Below are 24,267 nucleotides of genomic sequence, written 5' to 3'. Positions count from 1 at the left end.
CCCCTAGACTGGGGCGTGTGGCAGACCTAGACCCCGCAGACAAGATCAAGGAACTCTCCTCCACTCTGGCGAGTGTGGAAGCCGTCCTGGACCTCGGTGCCAAGCAGCGCGAGATCGAAGAGCTGCGCGAGCAGTCTGCCGACCCGGAGCTGTGGAACGATCCCGGCCACGCCCAGCAGGTCACACGCAGGCTGTCCCATCTGGAGTCCACGGTCAACAAGGTCGGCACGATCCGCAGCCGCCTGAACGACGTGAGCGTGCTCTTCGAGCTCGCCGCCTCCGAGGACGACGCCGACACCCGCGCCGAGGCCGATACCGAGCTGGAGTCGCTGCGCTCGGACATCGGTACGCTGGAGATCCGCACCCTGCTCAGCGGCCCGTACGACGAGCGCGAGGCGCTGGTCAGCATCAACGCCCAGGCCGGCGGCATCGACGCGGCGGATTGGGCCCAGATGCTGCAGCGCATGTACCTGCGCTGGGCCGAGCGGCACGGTTATCCCGTCGAGATCTACGACATCTCCTATGCCGAGGAAGCCGGCGTCAAGTCGACGACGTTCGCGGTCAAGGCCGCCTACGCCTACGGCACGCTGCGCGGCGAGCACGGCACGCACCGCTTGGTGCGCATCTCGCCGTTCGACAACCAGAACCGGCGCCAGACCTCGTTCGCGGGCGTCGACGTGGTGCCCGTGGTCCAGCAGAGCGACCACATCGAGATCGACGAGAACGAGTTGCGCATCGACGTCTTCCGGTCCTCGGGGCCCGGCGGGCAGAGCGTCAACACGACCGACTCCGCGGTGCGGATCACCCACGGGCCCACCGGGATCGTCGTCTCGTGTCAGAACGAGAAGAGCCAGCTGCAGAACCGCGCCGCGGCGATGGGGGTGCTCCAGGCGAAGCTGCTGGAGCGCAAGCGCCGCGAGGAGCAGGCCGAGATCGACGAGTTGCGCGGCGAGACCGTCAGTAGCTGGGGTACGCAGATGCGCAACTACGTGCTGCACCCCTACCAGGCGGTGAAGGACGTACGCACGGGTGCGGAGAGCGGAAACACCGGCGGTGTGCTCGACGGCGAGATCGACGGATTCATCGACGCCGAGATCCGCTGGCTGCGCAGCCAGGAGTAGCGCTCCGGCGGCGCGCGGAGCTTCCGGTCGGGCGTCGCTGCAGGACAGGGCCTTTTGGTCGGTGGTATACGCGAGCGTTACCACAGGTTGACACTTCCGATATGGTCTGGTCTGCTGTTCGGTGAACAGCCGAGGCCGATCCGCCGTGTGTGGTCGAGGCCGCCCGAGCATCCGCCCGCCCTCCGGTTCCCCTGTGCGGGGCTGCGGGCCGATCTGGACATTCCGGGTTGCGATCACCTCTACACTGACGATTGGCCCTGTGGCCGGTACTGCCTCCCGCGGAGCCAGTCATCCGTTGAGGCGCCCCTACCTTTGAGAACCTTGTGATGCTGCCGTGATCCATTTTGAGAACGTCACCAAGGCCTATACGACCCAGAAGCACCCTGCGCTGGAGGACGTCTCCATCGACGTCGGCAAGGGCGAGTTCGTCTTCCTCGTCGGCCCCTCCGGATCGGGCAAGTCGACCTTCCTCAGGCTCGTCCTGAAGGAGGAGAAGCCCAACAAGGGCCGGGTGCACGTCGCCGGCAAGGACCTGGCGCGGCTTTCCAACTGGAAGGTTCCGCATCTGCGGCGCCGCATCGGCTGCGTCTTCCAGGACTTCCGGCTGCTGCCGAACAAGAACGTTTTCGAGAACGTGGCCTTCGCCCTTGAGGTGATCGGCAAGCCGCGGAGGTTCATCCGCAAGGTGGTGCCCGAGGTCGTCGAACTCGTCGGCCTCGAAGGCAAGGCCGACCGCATGCCCGACGAGCTGTCGGGCGGCGAGCAGCAGCGGGTCGCCATCGCGCGGGCGTTCGTGAACCGCCCGCAGATCCTGCTCGCTGACGAGCCCACGGGGAACATCGACCCCGCTACGTCGATCGGCATCATGAAGGTGCTCGACCGAATCAACAGGACCGGGACGACCGTAGTCATGGCGACCCACGACGCCGCCATCGTCGACTCGATGCGCAAGCGCGTGATCGAGCTCGAAGAGGGCGAGGTCGTGCGCGACCAGACCCGCGGCGTCTACGGACAGGCGTACTGACGCTCGGGCCTGCCAGCGCTCCTGCGTTGGTCAGTGCAGCGCGGCGAAGCCCACGAGGATGGACCCTTAACTCTCATGCGTGCACAATTCGTACTTTCCGAGATCTGGATCGGTCTGCGTCGCAACCTGACCATGACCGTGGCGGTCATCACCACGGTGGCCATCTCCCTCGCCCTGTTCGGCGGCGGCCTGCTGATCAACCAGCAGGTTTCGCAGATGCGCCAGTACTGGAACGAGCGGGTGACCCTGACCATCTACATGTGCACGGAGATCTCCAACTCCACCACATGTGAGGAGAACGGTCCGGCCACCGATCAGCAGCGCCAGGACATCCAGAGCGACCTGGAGTCGATGGACCAGGTCCAAAGCGTCGAGTACGTCAGCGCTGAGCAGGCCTTCAAGGACTTCCAGGACCGCTTCGCCAACAACCAGGCGATGATCGACGCGGTCCGCAAGGGCGATCTGCCCGACAACTTCCGGGTGCAGCTGGCCGATCCCAGCAAGTACCAGGCCGTGGCCAACGACATGCAGGGCCGCGAGGGCATCGACACGATCTACGACGATCAGCAGGTGCTGGAACAGTTCTTCGGCCTGCTCGACGGCCTCACCACCGCGGCGCTGACCGTCTCCTTCGTGCAGTTGGCCGCAGCGGCGCTGCTGATCGGCAACACCGTGCGATTGGCGGCTTACAATAGGCGCAAGGAGACCGGCATCATGCGGCTGGTCGGCGCGTCCAACTTCTACATCCAGCTCCCCTTCCTGCTCGAAGGCGCCATCGCCGGCCTGATCGGCGGCATCATCGCCTCCGGGTTCATCGTCGCCGCGCGGTTCCTGCTGCTTACCCGCATCCAGGAGTGGTTCCAGTTCGACGTCACGCTTTCGACCGGGTCCCTGCTGTCGGTTATCGGCGTGTCGATCATCCTGGGTGTGCTGCTCTGTACCGTCGCGTCGTTCCTGACGCTGCGGCGCTATCTGCGGGTATGACCCGGCATGGCGGGTGACCGCGGCCCACGTACCGTCAGCGGTCGAGAAGGGGGATAGCTGTGCCGAAGGAAAAGGGGCGCAAGCTCATCGCGCAGAACCGGCGCGCCCGGTACGACTACCATATCGACGACACCTACGAAGCCGGCATCGTGCTGACCGGCACCGAGGTGAAGTCGCTGCGCGCCGGACGGGCCTCCTTGATCGACGGGTTCGCCCAAGTCAAGGACGGCGAAATCTGGCTGGAGAACGTCCACATCCCCGAATACGCGCAGGGGACCTGGACCAACCACTCCGCCAAGAGACGGCGTAAGCTGCTGTTGCACCGCGAGGAGATCGCCCGGCTCATCGGCAAGACCCAGGAGTCCGGGCGCACCCTGGTTCCGCTGTCGCTGTACTTCAGCGAGGGCAAGGCCAAGGTCGAGATCGCCCTCGCGCGTGGTAAGCGCACGTACGACAAGCGTCGCGACATCGCCGAACGCGAGGCCAAGCGCGACATGGAGCGCGCTCTGCGGCGTCGGCGCTGAAGCGCTGTGAAAGGATCGCAAGGGTGTCCCCCCGCCGCCTACGCCGTCTACTGGCAGCAGGAACCGGGATCGCCGTCGCCGCGGCGGTCTCGGGCTGCACGACCCAGCCTTCGCCCGAGGTGGCGGTACGCAACTTCCTGCTGAAGTGGCAGGCCGGCGACTACTCCGCAGCCGCCGCCTACACCGACGGCGATACCGACACGATCGCCGGCACGCTGGAGGACACGCGCCGCCAGCTCGACCTGGCGGGCCTGCGCTTCTCGCTGGGTCCCGTCAGCCAGGACGGCGACTCCGCGACGGCCGAGTTCGACGTCCAGGCCGACCTGGGCATCGGCGACCCGGTGTGGAAGTACACCGGGTCGATGCCGTTGAAGGAAGAGCCCCGGGGCTGGGTGGTGCAGTGGGACCCCTCGGTCGTCCACCCCGATCTCGGGGCGGACGAGCGCATCGCCGTCAGCTATGACGTCCCCGACCGCGGAGAGATCCTCGACCGCAACGGGGAACCGCTCGTGGGCACCACCGAGGTGACCGCGTTCGGCGTTGTTCCGGCCGACATGTCCGACATGGACCGCGGGGTGGCCCGGCTCGCCGAGCTGCTGGACGAGAACGACGGCCCGCTGCTGGACCGCGTCCGTTCCGCGCCGCCCGAGGAGTTCCAGCCGCTGGTGCTGATGCGCGCCGGCGAGGTCGGCGGCGATCTGCGCGACCGGGCGACGTCGATCCCGGGTGTGGACACGCGGAAGCTCGACATGCGCCTCAGGCCGCGCACCGCGGCGCCGTTCGTGGGCGAGGTCGCCGGTACCGCCGAGCACAACGTCTCCTCCCGCGTAGCGGGCACCTACCAGGCCGGCGACACCGTGGGGCTGACCGGGCTGCAGAACATCTTCCAGCAGCGCTTGGCGGGAACGGCCACTACGAAGGTCGTCACGCTCGACGGCGCGGGCGAGCAGACCGGCGTGCTCAACTCGTGGCCGGGCCTGCAGAGCGGGTCGCTGGAGACGAGTCTGGACGTGCGTGTGCAGGAAGCCGGCCAGGCCGCCCTGGACACGCTGCCCGAGCGCGGCTACATGGTCGCGCTGGACGCCGGGACCGGCGAGGTCCTCGCCTCGGTCGGCACCGGCGGAAACGACGACGACGGCGCCTTCACCGCCGAGTACCGGCCCGGCGGGACGTTCAGCATCGTGTCCTACACCGCCGCGCTGCAAGGGGGAGCGTACTCCCCGGACGACCGCATGGCCTGCGACAACCAGACCTCGGTAGGCGGGCGCACGTTCACCACCCCCAACAACACGGGCCTGTCGGGGATGCCGGACCTCGCCACCGACTTCAGCTACTCCTGCACGACCGCATTCGCGCAGATGAGCGAGAAGGTCGGTGCCGAGGCGATCACCTCGGCGGCGCGCGACTTCGGCATCGGTGGCGACTGGCGGATGGCGGTGCCCGCATCCAGCGGGAGCTTCACCGCGCCCGATACGGCGGGGGAAGCCGCTGCGGCCATGGCGGGATCGGATCAGGTGCGGGTCACTCCGCTGTCGATGGCGCTGGCGGCCGGCGCGGTCCGGGACGGTACATGGCACCCGCCGAAACTGGTGTCCGACGACGAGGCCGCCGAACTCGCCGGCGGATCCAGCACGGAGCTCGACGCCGACGCGGTCGGGCAGGTGCAGGAGATGATGCGCTCCGCCGTGGAGGTCAGCGCGGTCAACGCCGATGTGGGCACCGAACCGGTCCACGGCCAGGTGGCCAACACCACGCAGCAGGTGCGCGGGGACGAGACCGCGGTGCAGTGGTTCGTCGGCTACCAGGGCGACCTCGCGTTCGCGCTGGTGGCCGAGGTGGACCCGTCCATCCAGCTGTGGGAGCAGTACGCGGTCGACGCCACAGGCGCGTTCCTGCAGCAGCTGCCCTACGGCTACGTCGAGGAGCTGGGGGAGCAGGGGGATTCGCAGGCCGGCGCCGCCGGCACCGGCGCGGAGGACCCGGCCGGCCAGGCCGGGGGCGAGTCCCCGGGCGCCCCGACCACCGCGCCCGTGGAGTAGTCCGCGCCCGGGGACGGGGGAGCCGGGCCGAGCCGCATGCGCCCGAGGGCGGTCGGCGGGCCGGACCGCGCGATCCGGAGCGTGCCGTGTGAAGCGGAAAAAAGATCCCGTTCCCGGGCAACCCCGGCGGGGCCGTTATGCGTCTTCACGGGTGACTGGGACCGCAAAGGGGGTTGCGGAGTCCCAGTCGGAGAGCAGGACCTCGTCTCGGGGGAGGCCCTGCCGAAAAAGGAAAGGCCGGCCCGACCCTGCCGGCCGCCCTCGCGGGCAGCGTCGATGGTTCCCGTCCGCGCCCGCGGGGGATTCCTGTGTGCCCGGCCCGCCCGCGGTCGCCCCGCCGGGCGGCGCCGGGTCGCCCCGGTCGCGTGAAAGATCGCGAATCGGCTGCGATCTCGGGAATGAGCTTGGACCCCGGTGCGTTCTACAGGTAGCGTTGGATCGCAAGGGGGCGCCTCGGGTGTCCCCGCATGCGGGCTCAGGCCCGTTGAAAATTTCACAGCGGGGGTGATCGGTTTCGACTTTGATCGCCGTGTCAGGGGAAGCGGGCCGAGGGTTGCGACGTAACCTCGTAAATCCTGCCTCGCAATAAACACAAGTGCCAATTCTAAGCGCACTGAGGTCGCTCTCGCCGCTTAAGCGATAGCGTCTCTGTCGGCCTGGGCTCGTCCTCGGCCCAGTGTCCGGCATCGTCTAGAGGACTCACCGCTCAGACCAGGCCACGGGGTCTGGGTGGGACATTCACGTGGCTGGGCTCGTCAGCGACGCGTTCGTGAGAGCGCTGGAGCCGAGTAGAACGCTAGCGCGAACTGTGCTCGGAGAAGCCCTGGCGCGTCATCGAAGGACGCGGGTTCGATTCCCGCCACCTCCACGATCCGGCCCGCGGCGGTCGACGGCTCCGGCCGTCCACCGCCGCGGGCCGTTTTCATGCCCCGGGGGAGTCCGGGATGCCGGGGACCCGACCGTGCACGACGGCGGATCCGGGACGAGCGCGTCGGTCGGCCCCGGCGGCGGTGCAGGATGCGCCCGCCGCAGAGGGCGCCCTGGAGCGCGCCATCGCCGGCGGCCGCGCTCCGCGGCGGCCGGCCGCCGCGGAGCTGACCGGGCTCAGCCGGGTGTGGCGCCGACGAGCCAAGCGACGTTGCGGGCGGTGAGGTCGATGCTGTCGCTGCTGCCCAAATGGACGCCGAAGGACGCGATGAAGGCGTGGTCGCGGGTGCGGGACTCGCAGAAGACGTCCTCGACCGCGGATTCCGATCCGGGGTTGCTGACCCGCAGATAGGGCGCCGCGTCGTCGATGACGCGGGCCCACACGCCGTAGCGCGTCACCGCCGTGGCCAGCTGGGACAGCTGGGCACGTCCGGAGGAACCGGGCACGGGCGCGGGCGGGGGCCGGGAGTTGCTGCTAGCGGGGCGGTCGGCCACGGCGGCCTCCTTCACTCGTGCGGCACGCGCTGTCACCGAAATTGTGGCTCTATGTGCCCGGAAAACGTCGTACCGTGCCGGTGACACGCCGACGCCCGCACCGGGCCGTCCGGCACGGGACCTCCGGCGGGACGGCGCCCCGGTCGCGCCCCGGCGCGGCGTCAGGGCCGGCGCACCCAGGAGCCGTGGTGCATGACGCCGGCGACCGACAGGTCGTCGTCCAGCAGGAGCAGGTCGGCTTTGCCGCCCGCGGTCAGCGACCCTACGCCGGGCAGGTCCAGCGCCCGCGCCGGGACCGCGGTGGCGGCGCGGGCGGCCGCCTCCAGCGAGACGCCCATGGTGTGCACGGCCCGCCGTACCGCGTCGGGAAGCACGATCGTGCTGCTGGCGATCTGCCCGGTCTCGGCGATGCGGGCGCGGCCGTCCTCGACGCGTACCCGCAGGTCGCCCAGGGTGTATTCGCCGTCGCCCAGCCCGGTTGCCGACATGGCGTCGGTGACCAGCGCGACCCGGTCGCCGCCGGCGTCGTCGAACACCAGCCGCGCCGCACCCGGGTGGACGTGCACGCCGTCGTTGATCAGTTCGACGATGACGCGCTCGTCGTTCAGTGCGGCGGCGATCGGGCCGGGCTCGCGGTGGTGCAGCGGGCGCATCTGGTTGTAGAGGTGGGTGGCCACCGTCGCGCCCGCGTCGAAAGCGGCCCGGGCCTGGTCGTAGGTCGCCTCGGTGTGGCCGACGGCGGCGACCACGCCTTCGGAGACGGCCGCGCGGATCAGCTCCAGCGCCCCGGGCAGCTCCGGCGCGACGGTGATCATGCGCACGTGGCCGCGTCCGGCCTTGAGCATCCGCCCGAACTCGGCGGGGTCGGGTTCGCGCAGCAGTTCCGGATCGTGGGCCCCGCACTTGCTCGGCGCGATGTAGGGGCCTTCCAGGTACACCCCGGCGACGCCGCCCGCATCGGCGACCTCGGCCAGGGCCGTGATCTGCGCCAGCGTGTCCTCCGGCGCGGCGGTCACCAGCCCGCCGACCAGGGTGGTGACGCCGCAGGAGCGGTTGAACTCCACGATGCGCATCGCCTGCTCGGGGTCGGCGTCGGTGAAGGCGGCGCCCGCGCCGCCGTGGATGTGGATGTCGACGGCCCCGGGCATCACCCAGCGCCCTTCGGCGTCGACGGGTTCGGCGTCGCTCTCGGGCGGTTCACCCGTGCCGAGAGCCGTGATCCGCTGGTTCTCCGCCCGCAACCACCCCGCCCGGACCCCGTGCGGGGTGAGCAGCCGTGCGTTCGTCAGCGTCGTCCCGGTCGGCCCTTGGCCCATGTCGCGCGTCCTCCTGTGCCCGATAACACACTGGTCGTCCTCGTCCGGCGGGCGGCGCACACGCCCCGCACGACCCCGCATAACGGGACCGTCCGCCGCACGCGCCGCCGGTTCCGGCGCGGCAGGGGGCGAGCGGTCACATCCGCCTCGCATTGACGATAGCCGGGCCCCGGATCATCATGGTGACCATGTCCGCCGGTGAGCTGCTCGTCCAGCGCTTGCACGTCGACCTGCGCCAGCAGGCCAGCGCGCTCTGTCGCAGGTAGCGCCGGCGGGGAGCCCGGCTCCCCGCCCGGCCCGGCGCCGAACGGGCGGCGCGGTGCCGCCCTTCGCCGGGCCGAGCGCCCGGCAGCGCCGCCCCGGCCCCCGCTGCGGACCGCAGCCCGTGCGCCCCGGCCCGCCGGCGCTTCCGGCGCCTCCGTCCGCCGCGTCCCGGCGCCCCCGACGCACGTCCCTGCCAAGCGGCGGGACGCCCCGCCGGTCACCGGTCCCGCGCGCCGACGGTGCCGCCGGTCCCACTCCCGCACACGGTCAGACCAGCCGCACGCACCAGGAGTTCGAGCATGCCCCGTTTCACCGTCGTCGTCGCCGATCCCGAGCCGCGCTCGGCGATCCGAGACGCGGCCGCGCACGCCTCGGCCGCCCTGTCCCGCCTCGTCGGCCCGCTGGCGCCGGGCGCGGCCCGCGGCGGCACCGGCGCCCGACCCGGAACCGACCGGACCGACGTCGTCGACCTCGCCGAACTCGGTCCCGCACTGCTGGCCGCACGTCCCGGCCGCGACGTCGTCGAGGCCGTGGAGACCGTGCGCCGCAGCGACGTACTGCTGGTGGCCTCGCCCCAGGCGCACGGCAGCTACACGGGCCTGCTGAAGGTGTTCCTGGACCGCCTGCCGGAACTGGGCCTGGGGCACGGGGTGGCCGTACCGATGGCCGTCGTCGACGACCTGCGCAACGGGCGCACGATCGAGGACGACCTGCGGGTGCTGCTGGCCGACCTGGGGGCGTGGGTCGCCGAACCGGGACTGCTGGTGAGCCGCCGCGAGCTCGCCGAGCCGCGCAGCGTCGTCGGCGCCTGGGCCGAGGTGGCGGCACCGGAACTCGGCGGAGCCCTGTCCGTCCGGGTGTGACCGGGACGCTCCCCGCATCGCCGCCGCCGTGTCAGGGGGCGCTCTCGCGGGCGGCGCGGGTGCGGGCGGTGTCGGCTTCGGCGCGGGCCACGTTGCCGCGGATGAGGACCACCACGACCAGGGTCAGCGCGAAACCGGCCAGGCGCAGGGCGAGCCGCGCCGGGTCGCCGGGCAGGTCCTCGGCGAAGACGGCGGTGCCGGCGACCACCATGAACACGTTGCCCGTCACGTTGGCGACGGGCGCGGTGACCGCCGCGCGGGAACGCTGCATCGACGTCTGGAACAGCACGATGCCCACGGCCCAGCCGACGGCGTACAGGTAGGGGTAGGGGGAGGCGAGTACGGCGGGCACCGCCGCGGCGACACCGTGGTCGGCGAGCAGTCCGCCCACCGCCTTGCCTTGCAGGCCCGCAGTGCCCTGGGCCAGTCCGGCGGCCGCGCCCATCGCCGCCGCGGACACGTAGCGGCCGGAGCGCCCCGCCGCGGCCACGGCCAGCACGCAGCCCAGAACGGTCGCCGCGGTGACCCCGAGCAGCAGCGGCAGATGCGGCGTGGTCCCGGTACTGCCGCCGGCGCCCAGCGAGAGGCTGAGCAGGAGCAGCGCGGCGGGCATCAGCGCCAGGGCCAGCCGTTCCCCGCGGGTGATCGGCTCTCCCAGGACCAGGGCCGTGATCAGCAGCATGGTCGAGATCCCGCCCGCGAAAGCGGGCTGGACCACCGAGACCGGCGCCAGGCCCAGCGCGACGATCAGTCCGACGCTGCCCGCGGCCGCCAGCGCGCAGCCGGCCATCCAGCGCGCGTTGCCCAGCAGGACGCGGGCCAGGTGCAGCGGCCGGTGCACGCTGATGCCGGGGGAGCGGTGCAGCGCCCGCTGCTCCACGGTCAGGCCGACGGAGTAGACGGCGGCGGAGAGCAGCGCGGCGAGCAGGCCTGTCACGGGCGCCGCCTTTCCGGTCGGTGCCGCGCCCCGGACCGGGCGGGCGACGGCCGGATCCGGGCCGGGGCGCGAAGAGCGTGTGCGGGTTCGGTACAGGGGCCGGACGCCGCGCCGGCGCGGGAACGATCGGCACCCGGCGCACCCGGCCGTGCCGGTCGGACGTGCCGCCCGATCCTAGTCGACCGTGCCCGTATAACAAGTTCTGCCGCCGCGTTCGGCGGTGCGCAGGGTGGGCGCCGCCCGAATCCCGCGCCGGGGGGCGGTGCGCGCACGCCCGGACGCCCACGGCGCGTGTCCAGGTCGGCAGGGTGTCCGGAGCCGCGGTGCTCGGTTCCGGCGCCGACCGGGCGCTGTGTGTCGCTGCGGGGTACTACATGTTCTACTGGAGAGGGCGCTACGGCCCCGACTGCCGTCGTCAGCCACGGAGGACAGCCCAGTGCCACCGCACGCTTCGGCCGCTCCGCCGACCGGGCCCATGCCGGCGGCGCGCGTCACCCGGAGGTGATCCCGGCGTGGCAAGCGAGCACGATCGCCCCGGCCGCACCTCCCGGTTCGGGCGGCTCGCCGCCCGGATCGCCCGCGTCGTACCGCGCCGGCTGCGCGACCGCGCCGCCCCCGACACCCGCGGTGCCGGGGATGCGGCGGGTTCGGCAGGCGGAGGAGGCGAGCCCGACGGCGCCGATACCGGCCGGGGCCGGGAGGCCGAGGAGCCACGGGAGCCCCGGGGCGCCCCGGACGCGCAGGGCGGCGACGCGGCCGAGTCCGACGCACCCGCCTCCTCCGGCGGTGCGCAGGCCGGCGCCGCTTCCGCACCGGCTGCGCCCGGCCGCAGGCGCCTGCTCAAGCGGACGCCGCGCACCGGGGCCGAGGACACTCCGCGGTTCACACCCACTCCGCTGGGCCTGCTCGGCGTCGTCGCCGCCGCCATGTTCGTCACGCTGCTGCTGATCCAGAGCGTCATGGGCGCCTTCCGCGCCGCGGGCCCCGAAAACGCCCCCGGCGGCGAAGATCCGGGGCCGCCCACCGCCGCGGCCCCGCCCGAGGGCACCTCCCGGGTCATGATCGTCGGCGACTCCATCGTCCAGGGCAGTACCGGCGACTTCACCTGGCGCTACCGCCTCTGGCGGCACCTGGACGGCCGGTCGGGCGCCGACGTCGACTTCGTCGGCCCCTACGACTCCGTGGTCGACGACGTCACCGCAAGCCCCGGCGCCACCGGCTACGCCGACGCCGACTTCGACACCGACCACGCGGGCCGGTGGGGGGCCACGGCGGCCGAGCTCGCCGACGGCGTCGGCGAGCAGGTCGCCGAGTACGCCCCCCATTACCTGCTGTTCATGGCCGGCGTGAACGACTTCTTCGGCGGCCGCTCGGCGGGCGACGCCCTCTCGGCCGTCCGCGACGCCGTCACCGCCGCCCGGGTGGCCGAGAGCGGGGTCCGGATCGTGCTGGGCGAGGTCACCCCGGTCGGGGGCAGCGGATCCGACGGGGAGATCAACGCCCGTATCGCCCGGTTCAACGCGGCGCTGCCCGGCCTGGCCGCCGAGATGAGCGGCGCGAGGTCGCCCGTCGCCGTGGCCGGAACCGCGTCCGGATTCGCCCCCGCGGACGACACCTGGGACGGTATCCACCCCGGTGCCGGCGGCGAGGTGAAGATCGCGGCCGCGTTCGCCGACGCTCTCGCCGCGGACCTGCGCCTGGGCGATCCGTTCCCGCGCCCGCTGCCGGAGGTGGGCGGCGGGCCGCGCACGGCGCCCGAAGTCGAATCCGAGCAGGCCGCCGGCGGCGTGCGGCTGAGCTGGGGCCCGGTGCCGGGCGCCACGCGCTACGAGGTGCTCCAGCAGCGCCTGCGGCCCGACCGCGACGAGCGGGTGCGCCTGCCCCTGGAGGTCGCCGACCCCGGTGCGGGGGAGCGGCCCTCGGCCGTGGTCGACGGCCTGCTGGCCGGGGCGACCTACGAGTTCGTCGTCCAGCCGTTCAAGGGCGGCGACGGCGGCGTCCGCTCGGACCCGGTGGAGGTCGTCTACGACGACGAGCCGCCCCCGGCGCCCGACCGGGTCCGCGTGGGCCCCGGCGGCGGACGGTTGAGCTGGGCGGAGGTCCCGTCGGCGACCCATTACGAGGTGTGGCGCCGCCCGCTGCGCTGCCGCCTGCCGGACTCGCCCCCGGAGTCCGCTCCGGCGCCGACGGCCGGCGCGGGCACGGCCGAGCCGCCGTCGGACACGGACTCCGGCGGAGCGGGTCGGCCCGGTGCGCCGTCGCCGGGCACCGACCCGGCCGAGTGCGAGCCGCGCGACGGCCGGGGGCCCGGCGAAGGCGAGGGGTGGAGCGGAGCCGCGGTCGTGGACGGCGCGACGGCCTGGTCCATCGGCGGGGGAGCGCGCGGCTGGGAGTTCGCGGTCCGCGCGCACCGCGACTACGTCGGGGGAGGCTACTCGGCGACGGTGAGCGGAGGTGCGCCGTGACCGGATCCCGCGCCGCCGGCACGCGCCGCCCGCCGCCTTCCGGAGGAAGGGCGCCGCGGTGGCGTCGCCGCCACTGAGCCCCGGCCGCGTCGAGCGCCTGCTGCCCTGGGCCGTGGGCGCGGCCGCGGGGGCGCTCGCGCTGGGGCCCGCGCTGGGCCCCGGTTTCGTGCTGCGCTACGACATGGCGGCCGTGCCGGATCCGCCGCTGACGCAGGTCACCCTGGGCGGCGGCGGGGGATTTCCGCGGGCGGTGCCCAGCGACGCGGTTCTGGGCGCGCTGGGCGCGGTGCTTCCGGGCGACGCCGCCCAGGCGCTGCTGCTGATGGCGGTGTTCACCCTCGCCGGCGCGGGCGCCGGGCGGCTGCTGCCCGGCGGCTGGGCGGGCCCGGCCGGGCGGACGGCGGCGCGCGCCGCGGCGGCCGCGTTCTACGTGTGGAACCCGTTCGTCGCCGAACGGCTGCTGCTGGGGCAGTGGGCGATGCTGCTGGGCTATGCGGGACTGCCGTGGCTGCTGGCGGCCGTGGGGAGGATGGCCGCGGCGGAGCGCCCGCCGCGGGCGGGCGACGCTCTGCGGCTGGTTCCGGCGCTGCTGCCGGCGGCGGCCGGAGGGTTCTCCGCGATGGTGCTGTCGGCCCTGGCGGGGCTGCCTGCGACGGTGGCGGGCGCACGCGGCGCTCGCCGCGGCCTGCGCGCGGGCGGCGCGCTCGCCGCGGCCATCGCGGTGCTGTCGCTGCCGTGGCTGGTTCCGGCGCTGGGCAGCGGGGCGCGCGCCGACCCCGCGGCGGTCGGGCTGTTCGCCGCCCGTGCCGACACCCCCTTCGGTGTCGCGGGCTCGCTGCTGTCGCTGGGCGGGATCTGGAACGCCCACGCCGTTCCGCAGTGGTTCGGGCAGCCGCTGCCGGCGGCCTGCCGGCTGACGCTGTCGGCGGCCGGAGTGGCGGGCTGGGTGTGGCTGGTGCGCCGCGGTGGAGCGCGCGGGTTCGGAGCGGGGCTCTCGGCGGCCGGGGCAGTGGGGCTCGGCATCGCCCTGGCCGGAACCACCGGGCCGGGGCGCGCGGCGCTGTCCGGGATGATCGGGCTGTGGGCGGGGTTCGGGCCGCTGCGCGACGGCCAGCTCTACGTGGCTCCACTGGCGCTGCTGCAGTCGGCGGGCGTCGGCGCCGCGGTGCTGTGGGTGTGCCGCGCGGCGGGCGGTCCTGCGGCGGGCTCCGGCGGAGCCGGGGCGGCGGCACCCGCGGACGCTCGCCGGGCCGGGGAGCGGGCCGGAGCCGTAGCGGGCGCGCTGCTCGCGGCCGTTCCGATCGCGCTGCTGCCCGGGTTGCTGTGGGGCGCGGGCGGGCGGCTCGAAGCCGTGGACTATCCGGGCGAATGGCGCCGGGTCCAGCGCATCGCCGACGCCGATCCGCGCCCGGGCCGGGTGCTGCTCCTGCCGTGGAGCGCTTATCGCGGCCTGGACTGGAGCGCCGGCGGAGGCGAGCGCGTCGTCCTCGACCCCGCCGCGAAACTGTTCGGGCGCCGCACCGTCTTCAACGACGCCCTGCGGGTCGGCGACGGCGCCGCGGTGCGGGTCGCCGCTGGGGAGGATCCGCTCGCCCGGCGGGTCGCCCGGCTGCACGCCGCGGATCCCGGCGTCCGCCGCTACAGCGCCGCTCTCGGCGAGCTCGGGATCCGCTACATCCTGGTGGAACGCCACGCGGCCGAGCGGCTGTCGGGCGCCGACGCGGCGGCGCTCGGTCCGCTCGCGGACGATAACAGGTTCTCATCGGGCGGGGGTGCGCTCGGGGCCGTGCACGACGGGTCGCGGCTGCTCCTGCTGGAGGTGCCGGATCGGCTTGTCGATCCGCCGAATGACGAACTTTCGGTCTTGGAAGCGACGGCATGGTTCGTTACAGTTGGGACAATTATCTGGTCCTTGGGTGGATCAGGTTCTAGTCTTGTTTCCCTGCGTACCGGACCTCCCCGGGCCGCGGTATCGCGGAAGGAGAACCCCACGTGATCAGAATCGTCGCCGCCTGCGTCATCGGTGCGGCTCTGGCGGGCGGACTCGCGTTCGTCGGCACCACCGTCGCCACCGAAGCATCGTCGGAGACCGAACCGGTGAACCAGTCGCTGTACAACTACGGCGACCGCTGAGTCGGCCGTCCCCCCGACCACAGCCGAGCCCGTGCCCCGGGCCGCCCGCCGGGGCGGCCCGGGCTGCCGGCGCTGCAGGCGCAGGTACTCCGCACCGACGGGCGCCCGCGCACCCCGCTGCGCGGTCCACACCGATCCCACCCCCGGCCGTGCCCCGCTTCCGGCTCCCCGATCCGGGCGCCGCACCCGCCGCCGCAGGCACCCGCCCTCCGGGCGGCCCGGCAGAACGGGCGGAACAGGAGAGCATGTGGCGTTCCAGCAGATCCCCCTTTTCCCGGACCTGCCCGGACCCGGACCCGAGGTCCTCGCGCCGCCCGCCGCGGCCGATCCGGAGTACGGCGCGCCCGGCGGGCCCGCCACCGAGTCCGCCCGCGCGGCGAGCGGCGGGCGCACCGAGGCCGCCGCCCCGGAGGAGACCGCCGGGCCGCACCTCGCCGGCCTGCGTACTGTCATGATCAACTGGCGCGACCCCTGGCAGGCCGCGGCCGGCGGCGCCGAGGAGTACGCCTGGCGCATCAGCCGGCACCTCGCCGAACGCGGCGCCGTCGTCACGTTTCTGACCAGCCGTGATCCGGACCAGGCGCGTGTGGAGACCCGCGACGGCATCGTCATCCGCCGCATGGGCGGCAAGTTCACCGTCTACCCGCTGGTCATGGTGTGGCTGCTGCTGTGGCGCCGCGAATTCCACGCCGCCCTGGACTGCATGAACGGCATCCCCTTCTTCTCCCGGCTGGTGCTACCGCGCCGCACCCGGGTGGTCAGCGTCGTGCACCACGTCCACGACCTCCAGTTCGACGCCTACTTCAGCCGGCCGCTGGCCTGGTTCGGCCGGTTCGTCGAAAGCGTCGTGGCCAGCCGCGTCTACCGCAACTGCCCCACCGTCACGGTCTCGGACTCCTCCCGCCGGGCCATGCGCACGAAACTGCGCTGGCGCGCCCCGATCACCGTCATCCACAACGGCGGCCCGCGCCGCCAGCCGGTCGCTCCCGACGGCTTCCTCGACGAGGCCGAGACGGGCTCGCCCGCGCTCGTCAGCCTGGGGCGGCTCGTGGTGCAGAAGCGCGTCTCGCGCATCGTGGACATCGCCCGCGACCTGCGCGGCGACTACCCCCGGCTGCGGGTGCACGTGGTCGGCCGCGGCCCGGAGAGCGCCACGCTGGCCGGCCAGATCGAGCGCGACGGGCTGCACGACCACGTCCGCCTGCACGGGTTCCTGCCGGAGGAGCGCAAGAACGCGGTGCTGGCCGGGTCGCTGCTGCACGTGACGGCCTCGGAGTTCGAAGGCTGGGGGCTGACCGTGATCGAGGCGGCGGGCCTGGGCGTACCCACCGTCGCCTTCGACGTCGACGGCCTCCGCGATTCGGTGCGCCACGGCGAGACCGGATGGCTGGTACACGAGGGGGAGGACCTGAGCGACGTCGTCGCCGCGGCGCTGCGGGAGCTGAGCGACCCCGTCCGTGCCGCGCGCATCCGCCGCGCCTGCCGCGCGTGGGCGGCCCGCTTCACCTGGGAGTACAGCGGCGCGGAGATGGCGCGGCTCATCACCGGCGCACCCCCCGGCGAACAGCCCGGCGCCGGCCCGGGCGCACACGCCGGCGCCGCACCGGTCGACCGGGACGCCGCCGCGGCCGGCCGGTCCGACGCCGCCCGGCGGCCCGTGCGTCCGGGCCGCACCGCCGCCGAGCCGGGAGGCCCCGGCCCGGTGCACGCTCCGAAGGCGGCGCGGTGACCGGTCCCCGAACCGGGGGCGGGCGCCGCGGTACCGGACCCGATCCCGCGCCGGAGGCCTCCGGCGCGGCCGGCGGCGGAACAGCGGGGCCCGAGGACGCCGCGCTGGTGCGCCGCCTCAAACTGCTGGGCGGGTGCCTGCTGCTGTGCGCGGCCGCGCTGAGCCTGGACCCCGCCAAGATCGTCGGCGATACCAAGATCGACCTGGTCGTCGACCCCATGGGGTTCCTGGAGCGCGCCCTCCACCTGTGGGACCCCGCCTACTTCGGCCAGTTGCAGAACCAGGCCTACGGCTACTTCTTCCCCAACGGCCCCTTCCACGCGCTGCTCATCGGCCTGGACATGCCCGAATGGCTCGTCCAGCGCGTATGGATGTCGGTTCTGCTGTGCGCGGCGTTCCTCGGCACGGTCAAACTCGCCGAGGCGCTGGGCATCGGCACCCTGCACACCCGCATCCTCGCGGGCGCCGCCTACGCGCTGGCGCCGCGGGTCCTCACGCTGCTGTCCTACAACTCCGCGGAGCTGCAGCCGATGCTGCTGCTGCCGTGGATCCTGCTGCCCCTGGTGCACGGCACCCGGCGCGGAAGACCGCCGATCCGCGCGGCGACGCTGTCGGCGCTGGCTTTCCTGCTCTGCTCGGGCACCAACGCCGCCTCCGAGCTGGCCGTGCTCGTCGTGCCGCTGATCTACCTGCTCACCCGCGCGCCCGGCCCGCGCAAACGCCGGCTGCTGGCCTGGTGGCTGACCGCGCTGTTCCTGGTCTCGTTCTGGTGGCTGGCCCCGCTGCTGCTCATGGGCCGCTACGTGTTCTCGTTCATGCCCTACACCGAGGACGCGGCCACCACCACCCAGATCACGACCCTGACCAACGCGCTGCGCGGCGCCGACAACTGGATGGGCTACATCCCCGCGGCGGGCCAGTCGACCCTGCCGGCCGGGGCCGAACTGTCCACCGGCCCCGCGATGGCCGCCGCCACGGCCCTGGTGGCCGGCCTGGCCCTGGCCGGACTGGTCAACCGGGGCACGCCCGAACGGCTGTTTCTGACCACCACGCTGCTGGCCGGAACCGCGATCGTCGTCGCCGGCTACACCGGGGCGCTCACCGGACCGCTGGCCGAGACGATGCGCGACCTGCTGAACGGCCCGCTGAGCCCCTTCCGCAACACCCACAAGTTCGACGCGCTCATCCGCTTGCCCGTCGTGCTGGGCCTGGCCCAGCTGCCCGTCGTCCTCGCGCGCGACGCCGCCGACCGCCGCGCCCGCCGGGCCGCGGTCGCCCGCGCCGACGCGGGGAGCCGGCTCCGGCGCACCGCACCGGGGACCGTCTACCGCGCCGGGGCCGGCGCGTGCGCCCTGGCCGTGGCCGCGACCCTGACGCCCGTGGCCACCGTGGGCATGGCCACCCCCGGCGGGTTCGAGCGGATCCCCGCCTACTGGTACGAAGCCGCGGACTGGCTCGACTCCCGCAGCGGCTCCGGCACGACCATGGCCGTGCCCGGATCGGCGCGCGGCGAGTACCAGTGGGGCCGCCCGATGGACGAGCCGATGCAGCCGCTGATGGAATCGGCCTGGACCAACCACCAGATCATCCCGTGGGGATCGGCGGGCGTCTCGCGCCTCAACCGGGAGATCGACCAGCGCATCTCCTCCGGGCGCGGCTCCGCCGGCCTCACCGCCACCCTGGCCCGCATGGGCGTCGACCACCTGCTGGTGCGCAACGACCTGGACCGCCGGGAGCTCAACGGCGGCTGGCCGGCCCGCGTGCACCAGGCGCTGGCCGACGCGCCCGGCATCTCCCGCGCCGCGTCCTTCGGCCCCGCCGTCGGCGACGCCGACCCCCGGCAGGCGTCGGACTGGTACGACCAGCCCTACCGGTCGCTGGACGTCTACACCGTCGACGCCGCCGCGCCCCGCGTGGGCACCGTGCCCGCCGACGCGGCGGTGCGGGTCACCGGAGGCCCCGAAGCCCTGCTCGACCTCGCCGAAGAGGGCATGATCACCGGCGACCGGCCGGTGATCGTCGGCGACGACCCCGGCGCCGAGGACATCGCCCCCGAGAACACGGTGGTGACCGACACCGCCCGCCGCCGCGAAGTCGTCTACTCCGACGTCCGCCGCAACGCGAGCAACACCCTCACCCCCGACGACGAGCGGCGCGACGCGCCCGCCCCCGAAATCGCCGATCCCGCATGGAACGACTACACCACCGCCGCCCGCTATACCGGCATCGCCGACGTCACCGCCTCCTCCTCCGAGGCCGGGGCCGGCGCCCTGCCCGCCGCGCGCGACCCCGGCCGGATGCCCTTCTCCGCCCTCGACGACGCCCTCGACACCTCGTGGCGCTCCAGCGCGTTCGCCGGCGCGGTGGGCCAGTGGCTGGAGATCGAGTTCGACGAGCCGCGGGATGTCGGGGAGCTGGAGATCGCGTTCGAGCGGATCCCGGGCGAGCCGCCGCCGGCCCGCATCAGTCTGATCACCGACGACGACCGCACCACCGCCGCCGTCGCCGCCACCGAGGACCCGCAGGCGTTCACCGCCCCCTCGGGTGCGACCTCCACGCTGCGCATCCGCGTCGACGAGCTGGCGTGGGAACCGGAGTACCGGTTCGGCACCCGGGTGGGGATCACCGGCGTCACCGTCCCGGGGATGCAGGCCGAGCGCACACTGCGGGTGCCCGGCGCCGAGGGCGCCGACGCGTTCGTGTTCACCGGCTCCACCGGAACCGTCCCCGGATGCATGCAGGGATCGCGCGTGTGGGTGTGCGACCCCGGCCTGGCCGTCCAGGGCGAGGACGCCTACACCTTCGACCGCACGTTCGACGCGGACGGATCGGCCGCCTACGGCGAGCACACCGTCACCGGGCGCACGGTGGTGACCGACCCCCACGACGTGGAGAACGCCGCCAACCGCGCCGGCGGCTACCCCGAGGTGACCTCGTCCTCCACCTCGGTGGACCACCCCGCCGCCATGGGCCGCAACGCTTTCGACGGCGACGACGCGACCGTGTGGTACCCCGACCCCGACGAGGACGCGCCCTGGGTCGACGTCGAGCTGGGCGAGCGCACCGAGATCGGCGGGCTGCGGGTGGACTTCGCCCGGCCCGACGCGGCGGCCGACCCGATCGGCGTCACCGTCGAGGCGGGCGGCACGGTGCGCAGCGGGTCGCTCGACGGCAGCGGCTCCCTGGGCTTCGACCCCGTCACCACCGAGCACCTGCGCATCAGCTTCGCCCCGCCGGAGGGTCGGCCGCTGGAGGTGCGGCGTGTCGCGCTGCCCGGTGTCGAGCCGCTTCCGGCCGTCGAGGGCGGCGACGCCGCTACGGTGTGCGGCCTGGGCCCGGTTCTGCGGGTCAACGGCGAGCGGGTCGAGACCCGCATCACCTCGGGCACGCTGGCCGACCAGGTCGCGGGCGAACCGCTGCGCTACGAGAGCTGCTCGGGGGTGCCGGTCCAGGAGGGCGGCAACCGGCTTCTGGTCGAGCCCGGAAACCGCTACCGGGTGCACTCGGCCGTGCTCACCGGACCCGGCTCCGCCCTGTCCGTCCCCGGCGCCGGCGGGACCGGCGGCGCGGCGTCGGACGAGGTGGCCATGGCGGAGGTGACCGCGATGGCGGGGTGGGGCGACAGCGAGCGCCGGTTCACCGTCGGCGTCGACGAGGACAGCTTCCTCGTCGTCAACGAGAACTTCAACGACGGCTGGGAAGCGTCGGTCGAGGGGCGCGGCGCCCCGCTGGAACCGGTGCGCCTGGACGGCTGGAAGCAGGCCTGGCGCCTCCCGGCCGGCACCGCCGGCGAGGTCACGCTGCGCTACACGCCCGACGGCCCCTACCACGCGGCCTTGGCAGCGGGAGCCGCCTTCGCTCTGGCCGTGGCGGTTCTGGCGCTGCGCCGGCCCGCCCCCGCCCGACCGCCGCGCCCCGCCCGGCGCAGGCTCCGGCGCGGCGGCGGTGCCGGGGCGGTGCCGGGGCGCCCCGCGCTCCTCGACCGCGGCACCGCGCTGCCCGGAGCCGGCCCCGGTCGCATACCGCGGTTCGTCCTGGCGCCGGCGGGCGTGCTGTACGGGCTGTGGGTCGGCGGAGCGGCCGGAGCCGCGGTCGTGGGCGGCGCGCTGGTTCTGGTGCGGTGGCTGGGTCGCGCACCCTCGCGCTCCCTGCGCCACGCGCGGCCGGGGCGCCCGGCGCTGGGCGGGCGGCTGCTGCGCGTCCTGGCGGGGCCCTGGCCGGTGGTGGCGTGCCTGACCGCGGCCGGAGTCTGCCTGGGCGCGGGCACCTACCTGGCGCACCAGCTCCCCTTCCACGACATCAGCGACCTGCTCGGCGGGCCGCTGCGGGAATGGGCGCCCCAGGCGCTGTGCCTGCCCGCGCTGGCCCGGCTGCTGCTCGCGCTCGGCGACCCCGTCGGCCCCACCCGCACGCCCGCCGCCGCGCTCCCGCCCGCGCAGGCGGCAGCGCCCGCTGCGGACGGCGCGGACGGTGCGGACGGGGACCGGCCCCGGTCCGCGGCCGCACCTGCGGCCGACGAAACGGTCGACGACGCGGCCGGCCCCGCGGGTGACGACGCGGGGGGACCCGGACAGGAGGTGCGCACGTGACGGCCGGCTCCGGCGGCTCCGACGCTCGTGACGGCCGCGACGCCTGGGACACAGCCGGCCCCGGCGGCCCGGTCCCCGACCGCCCCCGGCGGCCCGGGAGCCGGGCCGTGTCCGCGGCGCTGGCCCGCAACGGGCGCCTCATCGCCCTGGCCACCGCCGTGTTCCTGATCACCTCCGCGCTGATGCTGCGCTTCTACGTCGCCGGCGAGCTGGAGAAGATCCCCGCCCGAGCCGAGCTGACCATGCGCCTGACGGACGACTCGGCCGCCTACCTCGACACCGGCGCGTGGGACGAGGTGCGCGGCGCCCCGGTCGAGCGGCTCACCGAGATCAGCGGCGACTACGCGCCCGGAAACTCCGACTGGACCGCGTGGCGGATGTCCACGGAGGTGTCCTCGGGCGGCACGCCGCTGGCCTACCGGGAGCGCCGCGTCGTCGTGGACCGCGCGACCGGCACCGCGGTCAACTGCTGCGGCGAGCACGTCGGCGGCGACCGCGAGGTGCGCCAAGCGGGACTGGTGCTGCGGTGGCCCGCCGGCGGCACCTGGGACGAGTACCCCTTCTACGACGCCGACCTCCGCGCGGCGCCGCCGATGGTCTTCGACGGCGGCGCCACCGTCGGCGGGCTGTTCGTGCGCCGCTATGTGCAGACCGTCGACACCGCCCAGGTCCCCGACTCCGCCCGGCCCGTGCCGGCGCGGGAGCTGGGCCTGGACCGGCCGGGCACCGTCGAGGCCCACCGCTGGCTCGAACTGGAGCGGACGCTGTGGGTCGAACCGGTCACCGGGCGCGTGGTCGACGCCCGCGAGGTGCGCCACGAGACGCTGCGACCGGAGAACGGGGACGGCGAACGCCTGCTGCTCGACGCCGATCTGCGCATGGCCGAGGAGTTGTCGGACGCCAAGACCGGCGCGGCCGAGCGGCGGCGCACCCTGCTGCGGGCGGTGCGCTCCTGGCTGCCGATCGGCCTGGGCGCGGCGGGCGGTGCGTCCGCGGTGTGGGCCCTGGCCGGAGCAGTGCGCGCCCGCCGCGCGGCGGCGCAGGCCCGCGGCGAAACGCAGCCTCGGGCGCGTTCTTAGGTGCGCCGTCGTCCGGTCCCGCACCGCCGGAACAGCGCGAGCGGCGGGGAGGAAAGTACCGCGCCATGGCGTTTCGCGCCCCCCGACGCCCCTGCCCGGACTCCCGGCGCATCGGACGGCTGCCGGCCACCGGTCCCCGCGGCGCGCGCTACCCGGCGGTCGGGGCGTCGGTCCGCTTGCGCAGGACCAGCAGCAGGTTCCAGGCGACGATCTCGCGCAGCAGCGGGATACGCACCACCGGCTTCATCCAGCGGGGCAGGTAGCGCGGCACGACGTCGACCGCCTCGACGTCGGAGCGGGCGCGCACCCAGCGCAGCATCCGCGCCGCCGAAACGGCGAACATCGTCCGGCCGAAGTCGTTCTTGGGGCGCCGGCCGTTGCGGCGGGCGAACCGCTCGGCGGCGTAGCGCCCGCCCAGGTAGTGCCACGGCGAGGTCTCGTGGCCGCCCCACGGCGACAGCCACAGGGTGTAGGAGAGGTAGACCAGCCCTCCGGGGCGGGTGGCGCGCACCATCTCCGCCGCCATCGCAGCCGGCTCGGGTACGTGCTCCAGCACGTTGGAGGACAGGCACACGTCCACCGACCCGGAACGCACCGGCAGCCGCAGGGCGCTGCCCATGATCGCGGTGTCCGGCGCCCGGCCGTCGCGCAGCCGCAGTTCGGCCGGATCGGGGTCGACGCACACGCAGCGCGCGCCGGCCGCGCGCAGCTCGTCGGCGAAGTAGCCGGGGCCGCCGCCGACGTCGACCACCACCGCCCGGTCCAACGCGGTGTAGGACCGCAACTGGGCGACGGTGTCGCGGGCGAGGGCGCCGTAGAAGCGGTCGGGGTCGGTCTGCTCCGCGCGGAACGCCGCGAACAGCGCGGCGGACCGCGCCAGCGTCGCCCTGAACGGCGCGGCCGGGGCGCCGGTACCCGGCGGCGGTTCCGGTCGCGCACCGGACCCGTCGCCGCTCACGGCGCCTCCCCGGCGGGCAGTCGCACGTAGTGCCGCAGGTGGCGCCAGTGGCCGCCGCCCCAATACGCGTCGGAAGCGGCGATGCGGGCGCCGCCCTCGGCCAGCACGGCGGCGAGCCGCCTACGGGGCAGCGGATGCATGCGCATCGGCGCGGGATAGCCCAGCAGGCGCCGCTGGGCCAGCCGGATCAGCGGCCACGGCGCGAACCGGAAGACCAGCCCTTTCGCCGTCGGCCGCTCGCGGTCGGGGACGCCGATCACCATGGCCCCGCCCGGCCGCAGGACGCGCACGAACTCGCGCACATAGCCCTCGGCCAGGGCGGGCGGCAGGTGCTGCAGCACGAGATCGGTGTAGACCAGGTCGAAGGAGCCGTCGCCGAACGCGCCCAGATCCGGGGTGTCGTTGATCCGGAAGCCGATCCGGCCGCCGCTGCGGTCGAGGCGGCGCGCCTCGGCCAGCATCGGCTCGGAGATGTCCACGCCCACGACCTCCGCGAAGTGTCCGGCCAGGGCGTTGGACAGCCGCCCGGCGCCGCATCCGAAGTCCAGCGCGCGGTGCTGTCCCGGGTCGAGGCCCAGGTCCGTCAAACGGCCCAGCGCGGCGTCGATCTCCGCGGCCCCCGAGGCGAGGAATTCGTCGTCGCCCCATCCGCCGCCGCGCTTGGCGGGATCGACGCACACCGCCCACAGCGGTTCCGACGAACCCAGCCGGGTCCAGTCCGCACGTACCTCGTCGAGACCCACGTGGCCGCTCCTCGGCGCTTCCGGAGAACCGCGGTGAAGCCGGTTCTCGTTTCCTTGTCGCTGCTCTGGCGGGTGTC

General features: G+C 74.2%; 18 protein-coding genes and 1 other RNA gene. 14 read left to right on the top strand and 5 right to left on the bottom strand.

The window, feature by feature from the left end; genetic code table 11:
- The first annotated feature begins 17 nt into the window (after positions 1-17).
- From prfB to ssrA, 6 genes are all read left to right on the top strand, one after another.
- Positions 18-1,121 (top strand): peptide chain release factor 2, encoded by a 1,104-nt coding sequence (prfB, locus tag HNR25_RS06870; protein WP_184633865.1) that lies wholly within the window; start codon positions 18-20, stop codon positions 1,119-1,121.
- A 334-nt stretch (positions 1,122-1,455) separates the two neighbouring features.
- Entirely contained in the window at positions 1,456-2,145 is a 690-nt protein-coding gene (gene ftsE, locus HNR25_RS06865) for a cell division ATP-binding protein FtsE (RefSeq protein ID WP_184633864.1), read from the top strand.
- 75 nt (positions 2,146-2,220) lie between these two features.
- Complete coding sequence (ftsX, locus tag HNR25_RS06860; RefSeq protein ID WP_184633863.1) at positions 2,221-3,129, top strand: permease-like cell division protein FtsX; 909 nt, start codon at positions 2,221-2,223, stop codon at positions 3,127-3,129.
- Between the two features lie 59 nt (positions 3,130-3,188).
- Positions 3,189-3,653, top strand: a complete 465-nt coding sequence (gene smpB, locus HNR25_RS06855; RefSeq protein WP_184633862.1) for an SsrA-binding protein SmpB — start codon at positions 3,189-3,191, stop codon at positions 3,651-3,653.
- A 23-nt stretch (positions 3,654-3,676) separates the two neighbouring features.
- Positions 3,677-5,692 (top strand): penicillin-binding transpeptidase domain-containing protein, encoded by a 2,016-nt coding sequence (locus HNR25_RS06850; protein ID WP_184633861.1) that lies wholly within the window; start codon positions 3,677-3,679, stop codon positions 5,690-5,692.
- Positions 5,693-6,192: 500 nt separating this feature from the next.
- Positions 6,193-6,563, top strand: a transfer-messenger RNA (tmRNA) gene (ssrA, locus tag HNR25_RS06845).
- Between the two features lie 233 nt (positions 6,564-6,796).
- Here ssrA and HNR25_RS06840 read toward each other — a convergent pair.
- On the bottom strand, positions 6,797-7,114 hold the full coding sequence (locus tag HNR25_RS06840; RefSeq protein ID WP_376767477.1) for a hypothetical protein: 318 nt from the start codon (positions 7,112-7,114) through the stop codon (positions 6,797-6,799).
- A 161-nt stretch (positions 7,115-7,275) separates the two neighbouring features.
- Positions 7,276-8,430: an N-acetylglucosamine-6-phosphate deacetylase gene (nagA, locus tag HNR25_RS06835; RefSeq protein WP_184633860.1), complete on the bottom strand. Its 1,155-nt coding sequence runs from the start codon at positions 8,428-8,430 to the stop codon at positions 7,276-7,278.
- 152 nt (positions 8,431-8,582) lie between these two features.
- Here nagA and HNR25_RS06830 point away from each other — a divergent pair, with 152 nt between their 5' ends.
- Positions 8,583-8,696, top strand: coding sequence for an ADP-ribose pyrophosphatase (locus HNR25_RS06830; protein ID WP_246463534.1), 114 nt, complete (start codon positions 8,583-8,585; stop codon positions 8,694-8,696).
- A gap of 297 nt (positions 8,697-8,993) precedes the next feature.
- Positions 8,994-9,557, top strand: coding sequence for an NADPH-dependent FMN reductase (locus tag HNR25_RS06825; protein WP_184633859.1), 564 nt, complete (start codon positions 8,994-8,996; stop codon positions 9,555-9,557).
- A 31-nt stretch (positions 9,558-9,588) separates the two neighbouring features.
- Here the strand turns inward: HNR25_RS06825 and HNR25_RS06820 are convergent, their stop codons facing one another.
- Positions 9,589-10,494 (bottom strand): hypothetical protein, encoded by a 906-nt coding sequence (locus HNR25_RS06820; RefSeq protein WP_184633858.1) that lies wholly within the window; start codon positions 10,492-10,494, stop codon positions 9,589-9,591.
- A gap of 512 nt (positions 10,495-11,006) precedes the next feature.
- Here HNR25_RS06820 and HNR25_RS06815 point away from each other — a divergent pair.
- From HNR25_RS06815 to pgfA, 6 genes are all read left to right on the top strand, one after another.
- Positions 11,007-12,959, top strand: a complete 1,953-nt coding sequence (locus tag HNR25_RS06815; protein ID WP_312862395.1) for a GDSL-type esterase/lipase family protein — start codon at positions 11,007-11,009, stop codon at positions 12,957-12,959.
- Positions 12,960-13,017: 58 nt separating this feature from the next.
- On the top strand, positions 13,018-14,955 hold the full coding sequence (locus HNR25_RS06810) for an MmpA family trehalose lipid delivery protein (protein WP_312862394.1): 1,938 nt from the start codon (positions 13,018-13,020) through the stop codon (positions 14,953-14,955).
- Positions 14,952-15,092 carry a hypothetical protein gene (locus tag HNR25_RS06805; RefSeq protein WP_184633857.1) on the top strand — a complete coding sequence of 47 codons (141 nt, stop codon included), beginning with the start codon at positions 14,952-14,954 and terminating at the stop codon, positions 15,090-15,092. The genes HNR25_RS06810 and HNR25_RS06805 overlap by 4 nt, the downstream gene beginning before the upstream one ends.
- 247 nt (positions 15,093-15,339) lie before the next feature.
- Entirely contained in the window at positions 15,340-16,821 is a 1,482-nt protein-coding gene (locus HNR25_RS06800; protein ID WP_312862393.1) for a glycosyltransferase family 4 protein, read from the top strand.
- Positions 16,818-21,410 (top strand): alpha-(1->3)-arabinofuranosyltransferase domain-containing protein, encoded by a 4,593-nt coding sequence (locus HNR25_RS06795; protein WP_184633856.1) that lies wholly within the window; start codon positions 16,818-16,820, stop codon positions 21,408-21,410. The genes HNR25_RS06800 and HNR25_RS06795 overlap by 4 nt, the downstream gene beginning before the upstream one ends.
- Entirely contained in the window at positions 21,407-22,489 is a 1,083-nt protein-coding gene (gene pgfA, locus HNR25_RS06790) for a cell envelope lipid trafficking protein PgfA (protein WP_312862392.1), read from the top strand. The genes HNR25_RS06795 and pgfA overlap by 4 nt, the downstream gene beginning before the upstream one ends.
- Before the next feature lie 148 nt (positions 22,490-22,637).
- Here pgfA and HNR25_RS06785 read toward each other — a convergent pair whose 3' ends face one another.
- Complete coding sequence (locus HNR25_RS06785) at positions 22,638-23,369, bottom strand: class I SAM-dependent methyltransferase (RefSeq protein WP_221458240.1); 732 nt, start codon at positions 23,367-23,369, stop codon at positions 22,638-22,640.
- Between the two features lie 74 nt (positions 23,370-23,443).
- Positions 23,444-24,190, bottom strand: a complete 747-nt coding sequence (locus tag HNR25_RS06780; RefSeq protein ID WP_184633854.1) for a class I SAM-dependent methyltransferase — start codon at positions 24,188-24,190, stop codon at positions 23,444-23,446.
- Positions 24,191-24,267 lie beyond the last annotated feature (77 nt).

The sequence above is a fragment of the Streptomonospora salina genome (assembly GCF_014204715.1).
Classification (GTDB): Bacteria; Actinomycetota; Actinomycetes; order Streptosporangiales; family Streptosporangiaceae; genus Streptomonospora; species Streptomonospora salina.
Note: the sequence above shows the minus strand (reverse complement) of the source record. Positions and strands in the feature narration are given on the sequence as shown.